Here is an 11,930-nt window from a genome sequence, read left to right as displayed (position 1 = left end):
TAGTTGCGACATCATAACAAGCGGTAGAACTAATCTTAGCCATATCTAGATTCTTTATCTGTAACTTAGCAATCTAAAATAACGTTTATATTTGTATGATAAATGATATAAATGGTGACCTTAAGATCTTTAATTATGGTGATAAATAAAAATATACTACTATAGTTGGTAACTTGCAAAGCTTTTAGTTTCTTTTTTTCTGAGGTTTTCTATATGTTAGTACTAATTTTGTTGCTTTCATTCTTTACATATACTTTGCAAAAAGTATCAAGTATATCTAATCTACTTTAGATGTATATTTCTTCATTGTTGAGCGCATATTTTAAAATCAAAATACTATGTAACTAACACTCTCTTTGAAATCTCTTATTGCTTCTCTTCTCTCCCCACTCACTTATCCTAAATTCATATTAGAAATAATATTGATTTATCTTGTTTTGAATTTTGTATAATTTGCCCTTTGTTAAAAAAACTTAATAAATTAATGTAAGAGTTATATATAAAAAGTTTAAAGAATCAATATTAATTGATAAATGATTGCTTTAAATATAACAAGCTATAGATAAATGTGCCTATTATGATAACTATTGGAGTTAGTGGTAAGTCAAAATAGAAAGATACAAAAGATGCACAAAAATTAATAAATAATGAGACCAACACTGATATTATAATCATTCCAGCGGGACTATGCGCTATAAATCGTGCAATCATAGCAGGGATAAGTAACACAGCTGTTACCATAAGTGCGCCGACCATTTTGATAGCAAAAAATACTGATAATGATAAAAGAAGCAAAAATACTAACTCGATAACATTTACTCTTAGACCTTTTATTATTGCAATATCTCTATTAACAATTACAAGAAGAATTTGATTATAAAAATATACGATAAAACCTATACTTACTGCTAATATTATTACTAACATAATTAAATCATTAAAAGATACAGATAAAATATCACCAAATAATAAATTTGTTATATTATTTTGTGCAAAACTAAAATAATTAATAATCAAAGCTGTAGCCAGCATAAAACTAACAATTAAATTAATAACTGCATTTTTTTCAGAATTATCTTTAAATATAAAAACAAAAAATGAAAAGAGAATAGCCATGATTAATCCTGAATATATTAATGGAAAATGTGCTATAATACTAATACTAGCTGCTAAAAAACTACTATGAGCAAGCCCGTCACCAAAACAGATATAACGTTTCCATAACGCAATACAGCCAAGAGGCGCAAATATTAAACTAATTAAAATTAAGGCTAGTATTATGAGAGTCATCTAAGTATATTATATAAGTGTATGTCTTCAATTGATAAAAAAGAATTAGAAAAGTTTGAAAAAATTTCTCATAATTGGTGGAATAAGGAAGGAGCATTCAGTATTTTACATCGCATCAACCCTATTCGACTTAAGTATATAATAGAGAAAATAACCTTACATTACAATGATATTTCTAGACTAGAGATACTCGACGTTGGTTGCGGCGGAGGATTAATTGCTACACCTTTAGCTAAAGCAGGTTTTAACGTTACAGCTATTGACGCTCTACAAAGTAATATCAATACTGCATTAAATTATGCTAAAGAAAATGATGTACAAGTAAATTACTTTAAGAGTACTATAGAAGAACTAAAAAACAACAAACAATATGATGTAGTCATTTGTCTTGAAGTTATTGAACATGTAGAGAACGTTCAGAAATTTATACCTAATTTAGTAGAACATATTAAACCTGGAGGCATGGCTATAATTTCTACGATTAACCGCACTAAAAAAGCATATTTTCTTGGGATAATAGCTGCTGAATATATTTTAGGATGGGTGCCCAAAAATACACATGATTATAGTAAATTTTTAAAACCTTCAGAAATATATGAGATATTAGAAAGTACAAATGTAGAAATCAAAGAGTTAAAAGGTTTAGTATATGATATAACTCATAGTAAGTGGAAATTAAATGACAATATAGATGTGAATTATTTTATGTATTTATCTAAAAAAAAACAATAAATGACTAATAATGTAATTACTAGATTCGCTCCATCACCTACGGGGTTTTTACATATAGGTTCAGCAAGAACTGCTTTATTTAACTATTTATTTGCTCAGCATCATAATGGTAAATTTTTGCTTCGCATTGAGGATACAGATAAAGAAAGATCTACAAAGGAAGCCGTAGATTCTATATTCTCGGGACTAAAATGGCTAGGGCTTAACTGGGACGATGAAGTTATATTTCAATCTAAACGTAATGAAATTTATAAGAAGGCAGCGTTAAAGCTTCTAACAGAAGGTAAGGCATATTATTGTTTTATGTCTCAAGAAGAAATAGAAAAGCAGAGACAAACATCTTTAAAAAATAAGCAGCATTTCATTTTTAATAGCCAGTGGCGTAATAAGGACCCATCTCTCTACCCTACTGATATAAAGCCGGTAATACGACTAAAAACACCACGTGTTGGTAGCATAACAATCCATGACACTTTGCAAGGAGATGTAGTAATTGAGAATTCTCATATTGATGATATGGTACTTTTGCGTTCTGATGGTACTGCCACTTATATGCTAGCCGTGGTAGTAGATGATCACGATATGGGCATAACCCATATTATTCGTGGAGATGACCATTTAACTAATGCTGCAAGGCAAATAGCAATCTATAATGCTTTCGGCTTCAATGTGCCAAGCATGACGCATATACCTCTAATTCATGGGGCAGATGGTAGCAAATTATCGAAAAGGCATGGCGCACTCAGTGTTGAAGCTTATAAAGATATGGGCTATTTACCGGAAAGCTTATGCAATTATTTACTGCGCCTTGGTTGGAGTCATGGTGATGATGAAATTATTTCAATGAATCAAGCTATAGAATGGTTTAACCTTCATTCTTTAGGTAAATCACCAGCTAGGCTTGATCTTGCTAAGATGAATAGCCTTAATGCCCATTATTTACGAGCTCTTGATAATGAAAGTTTAATTTCCAAGACTGTAGAAATATTAGAGCAAAACCATCAAGTTAGTAAGCAGGAAATAAGTTATATAAAACAAGCAATGCCAAGTTTGCTAGTCAGAAGTGAGACATTGCTATACTTAGTGCATCTTGCTAAGATTTATTTAATAAATTCTCCTATAATCTATCAAGAAGATGCAAAAGAAATAATAAAAAACTGTAATAAAGAGTTAATTAATCAGGTTATAGAAGGCTTAACAAGCCTTGAGAAGTTCGAGAAAGAATCTGTGCAAAGTAAGTTTAAAGAAGTTGCTGCTAATAATGGCTTAAAGCTGAATGAGCTTATAAAACCAATCAGAGCTTTGATAACAGGTATGACGGCATCACCTAGCGTGTTTGAAATTGCAGAAATTTTAGGAAAAGAAAATATTTTAAAGAGATTAAAAATTATATGAAAGATTCTATAAAGAAAAATATTTTTATTTGTAGCGGTTTATTGCTCATAGTAGGAACTTTTATTTTATACAAAGTAGAAAATGTCTATGCATCCACACAGTACCAAAAAAGTTTGGAGTTTGGACTTTGAACTGTGCTCTTAACAACAATAAAAAACAAATTTGCTTTTTATCACAACAAATTAATAATACTGAAAAAGGTAAAGAAAAGGAAATATTACCACATAGGTTCTTTTAATCAAGAACAAGCAGAAAAAGAATTAATGATAATCGAAATAGTGCCACCAAACGTTTATATTCCTAAAGGAACTATTATTTAGCAGATAGAGAGCTGGGTGTAGTAGCAGGAAAATATATAAATTGTACCGTAAATGGCTGTCAAGCTATAGCTGCTATTACACCTAACGAATTAGAAATAATTTTATCAAATTATAATTACTCAGAAATAGTTATTGCTGGTGGTAAGCAAGTTAGCATTTCATTTATAAAAGACAGCTTAAAGGAAGGACTAAAAGTTGTCAGTAAATAATAACTAGAGCCTAGGATAAAAATTGTTAAAGAGTATAATATAATAAGGAATAGTGAATTACAAAAGAAGACTTGTTGTTCTTTATATGAAAGAAAACAATATGAATTCCATGTAAAAAATATATTACAAATTTATATTATATACTTGATAATTTTTACAAAATATATGAAGAACCGAAAAAAGGAAAACATGTTAATACCTTTTCTAGAGTTATTAACTATAGTATTATATCTTTACCTATAACCATGCAGTTTAAGAATTACTATTTATATCACTTATTCTACTAAGGATAGAAAATATTTACTCTTCCTAATTAATAGAATTATGGTCACTGTTAACTATATGTTACAACTATTTAAAATGAGAAATAAAGGAATTCACTTTATAGATTTAAACAAATTACCTATGATTACCATGTAAACAATGGTCGAATCCAGAAAATAATCTTTAGGAATTATTTAAATAAGAATTAAGTGACTTCTACACCCTAAGGACTGCTTAGCTGTAGCATATAGTAACCATTATCATCCTGCAATTTTACAGATGTATTATATAGGTCGCCTTTATAGATACTATTAATATGAGTATTGTTACTGAAGTTTTGGTAATGTGATAACTCCAATTAGAATTAGCATTGCTGTAATCTATATGAAATAGTTCCAAATCTTCACGCATTAATCTATTGCATAAAATCAACATAGTCTTTAGTAATCTACCAATCATAACCTTGAGTTTTATACTTTGCATAAAATACTAATTTTGATTTAAATTCTTAACTAACTTTTACTTTATGCACAGAGTCAGTTTTATTCTAATCAAAATTATGTTTTCCTGTTTCAGTTCTTAGTTTCTTGATTAGTAAGATAATACCCATATATTAGTGGATGATCCTCTTATCATTATCTTTAATGACACTAGGAATATGCCATTCAAAAAGTAGATTAAATAATAACCTATATTTACAATTAAAATGCTTACTAAATTTTTGATAGATTGCAATAAGTTATAAACCATAAAATAAAAAAACGCTTGAAAGCAAATTTCTTCTGGACTTATTCTATCATCTTGAATAAATATATTTATTTTGAAGCAAAAATTAGCTCTAGAGCGCTGGCTATACTAATAATAGCACCATTTGAGTCAACTGATGCAAGAGGAATAAAACTTAAGGGTTTTTCGCGCCAGCAGTACTTATTAACTTCCAACAGCCTTAGTAGACTCATTTTTTACTCCAACAGCTCTAAAGACTAATCATTCTCCTATGCATAGAACCTACTTCTGAAACAATTAAAAGAAATGCTATATGTTTTATTTTTTGTGTAAGAGTTTTACCAAAGAATTTTTGTTTTATTGTGTGCCCTGCCTCATTAAGGCATTACTGCAAATGCTATACATGATTGCAAAAGAAATTAGGCTTTGTTGCATAGCCCTCACATCATTATTAAGCTTGTTTTCCCTAGATTCTTGCCTTAGCTAAAATGACATCGATTACTTTATTAAGAGCTATGCAAACATTGTTTTTCTTAGATAGCATGCCATGGTTAAGGCACTCTGTATGAACAGTTTAGCTGTTTTTTAAGCTATGCAACGACGCTGCAGTATGATAGTGAATATTACTGACTCATACAAACATAACGTCTAAGTGCACTGCTTCTCTGAAAACCATACAAACAGAGTTAGAAGTCCATACCTCCCATGCCGTTCATACCACCACCACCACGCATTGGCATTGGGTCTTCCTTATCAGTAGGTTCATCAACAATTAAAGTTTCCGTAGTAATAATTAAGGAAGCGACAGAAGCTGCATCTTGCAATGCAGTACGCACTACTTTAGCTGGGTCGATAATTCCTGCTTTAACCATATCAATATAGTTCATATCCTGAGCATTAAAACCAAAATTTTTATCTTTATGCTCTAGTAATTTTCCAACTACTACACCACCATTTTCACCAGCATTTTCAACAATCTGTTTTAGCGGATCTTTTAAAGCTTCTATTACTATTTCAATACCTGCTTGTTGATCTTTATTTTCAACTTTAAGATTTCTTAAAGTTTGCGAAGCATGAAGTAGAGTTATACCACCACCTGCTACAACGCCTTCTTCAACTGCAGCTCTTGTAGCAGCTAATGCATCTTCAACACGATCTTTACGTTCTTTTACTTCAACCTCTGTAGCGCCACCAACTTTTAACACAGCTACACCACCAGAAAGTTTGGCTAAACGTTCTTGTAGTTTTTCTTTATCATAATCAGAAGTAGTTTCAGCTATTTGAGATTTAATTTGTAACACTCGATCTTCAATACTTTTCTTATCACCACTACCATCAACAATTACGGTACTTTCTTTAGAGATTGTTACTCTCTTTGCATTGCCTAAACTTTTTAAACCAACATTTTCAAGCTTCATCCCAAGATCTTCAGTTATAAGCTCACCATTAGTTAAAATAGCAATATCTTCCATCATTGCTTTCCTTCTATCACCAAACCCTGGAGCTTTTACAGCAGCAACTTTTAAACCACCACGTAATCTATTTACTACTAAAGTAGCAAGTGCTTCGCCCTCAACATCTTCAGCAATAATTAATAAAGGACGAGATGATTGTACCACTGCTTCAAGTATTGGTAACATTGGTTGTAGATTTGATAATTTTTTCTCGAATAATAAGATATAAGGATTTTCAAGCTCAGCAATCATCTTTTCAGAATTTGTGACAAAATATGGTGAAAGATATCCTCTATCAAACATCATACCCTTCACTACTTCAACATCGAAACTAAAATTTTTTGCTTCCTCAACGGTAATTACACCTTCTTTACCAACTTCTTCCATTGCTTTAGCAATTTTTTCACCGATTTCCTTATCACCGTTTGAGGAAATAGTACCAACTTGGGCTATTTCCTCTTGACTATTAATCTTTTTGCTAGACTTTTTAATTTCTTCTACTACTTCATTTACAGCTAAATCTATACCACGTTTTAAATCCATTGGATTATAGCCAGCAGCAACGAGCCTATTACCTTCACGAGCAAGTGCTCTTGCTAAAACTGTAGCAGTAGTAGTTCCATCTCCGGCTACTTCTGCAGCCTTGGTGGCTGCAGATTTTAATAACTGTGCACCTGCATTTCTAAATCTATTTTTTAATTCAATTGATTTTGCAACTGTTACACCATCCTTAGTAATTTTTGGTGCACCAAATGATTGTTCAATAAGTACATTTCTTCCTTTCGGGCCTAAAGTCACTTTCACTGCATCTGCAAGTATATCAATACCTTCTAGCATTTGTTCACGTGCTTTTGATCCATGTGTAATAAGTTTTGTTGCCATACTAAATTCTCCTTTTACAAAAAAATTAATTAATTAATTATACCAAGAACATCGCTTTCTTTCATAATGATCAGTTTTTCACCTTTAATTTCAATTTCAGTGCCTGCCCATTTACCATATAAGACCTTATCACTTACTTTTAATTCTAAAGGCTGCAGTTCTCCATTTTCTGTACGAGTACCATTACCTACAGCTATTACTTCACCTTGCATTGGCTTTTCTTTTGCAGTATCCGGAATGATAATTCCACCTTTAGTTTTTTCTTCCTGCTCGATAGGCTTGATTGCAATTCTATCATATAATGGTTTAAAAGACATTCTAACCTCCACAATTATAATACTTTAATGAATGATGTACATACTATATATATCTTATTTTCACTAGTTCAAGAGGCAAGAATAATTTTTTTAGGTTTCTAGATCTAAAAATATAAATTATTTATATTTTTATACAGGTATTCTTATGTAAAATATAATTAAGATCTTTTTTAAAATATCTACTACATCATATTTCAAACAGTTTGATCCAAACGAATTTTGTAAATACAGCCAGTGCTCAAGTATTTTTATATTATGTATCTTCGACCTTGCCTTTAAACTCGCCTTGTATGAAGCAATCAAGAATATGATATATTTAAAAAAATCTTATAATTTACAGCTAAAAAGAACTAAAATAGATTGATTTAAATTTCTTAATATAGAATATATCTTATTACAATCTTCTAAACTAACCACATGTTTAGTTTTAAGACTGCCTTTGAAGGCATAGTTAATATACAAATTACAATAGCACATAAAGCTAAAACTATTCAATCTTAAATTTTACTCTTCATATCGTTAAACAATTTTTAAATATGTAAATAAGCAGTGCTGTATTGTATATCAAAGTGGAAGAGCATATAAACAAGACACAAATAATTAATTATAGAATTTTTATTTGTAATGATAGAAAATATTATAAAATCTAAACTCTCCAAATATTAAGTAGATAAACTAATAGAAATATAGATGGCTATTATTGGTAGCCAAGTAAATTGCTAATATTTATCTTTAAAACTGTACTTAAAAATTGTACTTTAAATATAAAAAATGTTTGCAAAAAACCTTTTATCCTGTGCGCTCTCTGATTTAACAAGTTACCCAAACTATTAGATGCTTCCTCAAGCATATACGAATTAAGAATGCATACCTTATCATTTTTGTGAAAAAATGCTTATACTAAACTCAACATCTTTCATTACATTATAAACATCCTAACCCGCTAGCTTATTAGGTAATATATTAGTACCACCAAGTGGCATAGGAAGTCCAAGTAAACTAAGTCTTTAAAAAAACATAAACTATATCATATACTAAACTTTCTGGTTAAAAGATTCTTGGTTCTTATTATAAAATTAAGCTCATCTTAAAGAAAAACATACTCTGGAGATAAACTCTTAAATTTTTTTAAAGCCTTAAATCGCTGATCTGGTTTAGGCTTATCACCTATTTTTCTATATACTCATATAGATGCCAGTCTCTCTCCTACATAAAGACAGCTTCTTCTTTTTATTTTTTCATATTTTTATGCTTTGTTCACTTTATTACCATATATCTATCTCACCTGCTCTAACCGCTATATTGACAATATATATTTAAGTATTTAATCTACGTTAAAAGATTTTTCTGAAAGAGACAATTAAAATGCATAATGACAATGACATTGTAATAGCTTGTTTCACTAAATAAGAGTAAATATTCTACTATAACTTTGAACAAAGCAAGTACTACTACAATTAGGAAAGTGTCATACATCATTACTATTTACGTAAGTTAATATTTTGACAATAACACTGATTCTAATAAAGAATATAGTATTTACTGAACCTCAAACTCTTAAACTATAGTAGCAAGTACGTGCTACTAGAAAATAATGCATTTTAAGCAGCTGGTTTACAGAGCTAGTATTTATTGTGTAACTCTGGGCATCGATTTTTCATACTATGACCTGATCGCGGTATCTAATAAATAAAATATCCTATTACAAACTGTTTTGCTTAGATAGCTTAGTCACACTACTGTATATATATAGTATAATTTTTTTTGATCCACGTATGATTAAGAATCAAGCAATATCTGGTTCTGTAATTTAAAAAGCTCTGCAGTGCCGATTTTAGCAAGTTTCAACATCGCTAGAAATTGCTCTTCAGAAAAAGAATTTTTTTCTGCTGTACTTTGCACTTCAATCAAATTACCGTTACCTGCAAACACAAAATTACTATCTACCTCAGCCTCACTATCTTCTAAATAATCTAAATCTAATATTGGCTCACCCTTATATATACCGCAAGAAATAGCTGTAATCTGAGTAATTAATGGGTTTATTCTCAAAATTCTCTTTTTCATCAATGATCTAATAGCTAAATGCAACGCTACATAACTTCCTGTTATTGCTGCCGTTCTAGTTCCACCATCAGCATTAATTACATCACAATCTATAATAATTTGTCTCTCCCCAAGTTTTTGCAAATCAATTATGCAACGCATCGCTCTACCTATCAAACGCTGTATCTCTTGCGTTCTTCCCCCCTGTTTTCCTTGTGTAGACTCTCTTTTAATACGCTGACTAGTAGAGCTTGGAAGCATACCATATTCGGCTGTAACCCAACCTCGATTTTGCCCACGTAAAAATGGTGGCACATTTACCTCACAAGTAGCGCTACACATAACATGTGTGTTACCTATCTTAATAAGGCATGAACCTTCTGCATTAATAAGCGGTGATAATTCAAATGAAATAGGACGTAATTGGTTGCTTTTTCTACCTAAATGTCTCATAATATTAATGTATGCTCCCTAAGAAAATCAGTAGACAAAGTTTAATTTGGATAAAGAGTAAGGCAATTCATAACCTTTGACCATAGCTATAGATATAACTAGTGAGGATCAAAAGCAAAAAGTTCTGCTACCAATTTTTCAAATTAAACGAGTATATCATTGAAAATTTTATATTTTTATTATATCTTAATAAACAGAATATAATAAAATAGATTATTAAGTAATAATTATGATGGATAATAATATAGAAAACAATAATGAAGAAGAAATTAGCCCTACTCAGAAAATGCAGGAAGAAACTAGTAGTAACGAAGTAGCAACTTTAAAAGCAGAAATTGAAGAACTTAGAGATAAGCTAATCAGAACTACTGCTGAAATAGATAATACAAGAAAACGTTTAGAAAAAGCATGTGATGAAGCAAAAGATTATGCGATCACTACATTTGCTAAAGAGCTACTAAACGTCAGTGATAATCTTTCAAGAGCATTAGAGTATAAACCAGCAAATCCTGATGTGGAAGTTGCAAATATTATAGCAGGAGTTCAGATGACTAAAGATGAACTAGATAAAATATTTCATAAACACCATATTGAGGAAATAAAACCGGAGATAGGGTCAATGTTTGACTACAATTTACATAATGCAATTTTGCAGGTAGATAATACTGAGCATGCACCGAACAGTGTTATTACTTTAATGCAAGTAGGATATAAAATTAAAGATAGGCTGCTTCGTCCTGCAACCGTGCAAGTAACTAGAAAACCCCAGCAGTAAAGAATAATTATGAATAAAATCGCTATATTTTGGCTGCTTTTTTTAGGGCTTTTTATAAGCGGTTTTATACTAATTTCAGATGCTATAAAACCATTTTTTATTGCTTTTATAATTTCTTATTTATTGCAACCTACGATAGATTTTATTATATCAAAGTTTGAACTATCAAATAGGTTTGCATCTGCTATAATTTATATTGTATTTTTGGGTATATTTTTCTTAGCACTTACTATTTTAGTACCAATAATTTATGAGCAGATTTTTATTTTTATAAAAAATATCCCAAAATATAAAAATTATTTTCAAGCAGAGGTATTACCGCCTATAATGGCAAAAATTTATTCAGTAGAACCTGATATTGCCAATAAAATTAAGAATTCTTTAAGTAATTTTATAAATACTATATTTTCTATTCTTGCTAGCCTTGCTAACAATTTTTGGCATTATACTGTTATTACTATTAACATATTTATTTTATTTCTACTTATACCTATAATATTATTTTATTTCTTACGTGACTGGACTAATATTATTGAAAATATGAAATCATTACTACCTTTAAAAAGTAAAAAGAAAATTCTTGAAATATTATCAACAATTAATAAACTGTTATCTGCTTATATAAGAGGACAGCTAAATATTTGTTTATTATTATCGTTTTATTATAGTACTGCATTTACTGTAATAGGTATTGATCTTGCTCTTTTATTTGGGATTTTAACAGGGTTTTTAGTCATTATTCCTTTCATTGGTACTTTTATATCTTTCATTTTAACTTTAATAGTTGGCTATTTAACTTTTGGCATGACTACTAAATTACTATATATAATGATAATTTATCTAGTAGGGAATATTTGTGAATCCTATATTTTAACCCCTAAGATTATTGGTAATAAAATAGGTTTACATCCGCTTTGGATTATATTTTCAATTTTTGCTTGTGGAAATTTATTTGGAATTATTGGAATATTCTTTGCCATACCTATTGCAGGCATTACTAAAATTTTACTTTCAAATCTAATTAAACTTTATAAATCTAGCAAATTCTATCGAATAGAAGGATAAAA

At 29.9% G+C, this 11,930-nt stretch carries 8 protein-coding genes and 2 pseudogenes; 5 read left to right on the top strand and 5 right to left on the bottom strand.

The annotated features are described in order from the left end of the window. Positions 1 to 522 precede the first annotated feature (522 nt). Entirely contained in the window at positions 523 to 1,290 is a 768-nt protein-coding gene (locus tag AC27F4_RS00575; protein WP_487061053.1) for a metal ABC transporter permease, read from the bottom strand. A 21-nt stretch (positions 1,291 to 1,311) separates the two neighbouring features. Between AC27F4_RS00575 and ubiG the strand changes: the two genes are divergently transcribed. From ubiG to AC27F4_RS00560, 3 genes and pseudogenes are all read left to right on the top strand, one after another. Next, positions 1,312 to 2,022 (top strand): bifunctional 2-polyprenyl-6-hydroxyphenol methylase/3-demethylubiquinol 3-O-methyltransferase UbiG, encoded by a 711-nt coding sequence (ubiG, locus tag AC27F4_RS00570; RefSeq protein ID WP_487061051.1) that lies wholly within the window; start codon positions 1,312 to 1,314, stop codon positions 2,020 to 2,022. Then, on the top strand, positions 2,023 to 3,417 hold the full coding sequence (gltX, locus tag AC27F4_RS00565; RefSeq protein WP_487061049.1) for a glutamate--tRNA ligase: 1,395 nt from the start codon (positions 2,023 to 2,025) through the stop codon (positions 3,415 to 3,417). It abuts the gene before it with no gap. Next, positions 3,414 to 3,946, top strand: a pseudogene (locus AC27F4_RS00560) (invasion associated locus B family protein). The gene gltX and the pseudogene AC27F4_RS00560 overlap by 4 nt, the downstream one beginning before the upstream one ends. A 1,023-nt stretch (positions 3,947 to 4,969) precedes the next feature. On the opposite strand, the pseudogene AC27F4_RS00555 reads toward AC27F4_RS00560, so the two are convergent. From AC27F4_RS00555 to rph, 4 genes and pseudogenes are all read right to left on the bottom strand, one after another. Continuing rightward, positions 4,970 to 5,197 (bottom strand): annotated as a pseudogene (locus tag AC27F4_RS00555) (DUF3576 domain-containing protein); the annotation flags it as partial. A 425-nt stretch (positions 5,198 to 5,622) separates the two neighbouring features. Next, complete coding sequence (groL, locus tag AC27F4_RS00550) at positions 5,623 to 7,272, bottom strand: chaperonin GroEL (protein ID WP_487061047.1); 1,650 nt, start codon at positions 7,270 to 7,272, stop codon at positions 5,623 to 5,625. Positions 7,273 to 7,301: 29 nt separating this feature from the next. Then, entirely contained in the window at positions 7,302 to 7,589 is a 288-nt protein-coding gene (locus AC27F4_RS00545; RefSeq protein ID WP_487061045.1) for a co-chaperone GroES, read from the bottom strand. 1,779 nt (positions 7,590 to 9,368) lie between these two features. Beyond that, on the bottom strand, positions 9,369 to 10,088 hold the full coding sequence (gene rph / locus AC27F4_RS00540) for a ribonuclease PH (RefSeq protein WP_487061043.1): 720 nt from the start codon (positions 10,086 to 10,088) through the stop codon (positions 9,369 to 9,371). Positions 10,089 to 10,317: 229 nt separating this feature from the next. Here rph and grpE point away from each other — a divergent pair, with 229 nt between their 5' ends. Then, positions 10,318 to 10,863, top strand: a complete 546-nt coding sequence (grpE, locus tag AC27F4_RS00535) for a nucleotide exchange factor GrpE (RefSeq protein ID WP_487061041.1) — start codon at positions 10,318 to 10,320, stop codon at positions 10,861 to 10,863. A 9-nt stretch (positions 10,864 to 10,872) separates the two neighbouring features. Next, positions 10,873 to 11,928 (top strand): AI-2E family transporter, encoded by a 1,056-nt coding sequence (locus tag AC27F4_RS00530; RefSeq protein ID WP_487061039.1) that lies wholly within the window; start codon positions 10,873 to 10,875, stop codon positions 11,926 to 11,928. The last annotated feature ends 2 nt before the right edge of the window (positions 11,929 to 11,930 follow it).

It is taken from the genome of Candidatus Rickettsia mendelii (assembly GCF_057543435.1).
The sequence above is the reverse complement of the archived record's forward strand: the minus strand, read 5'-3'. Positions and strand labels throughout refer to the sequence as shown.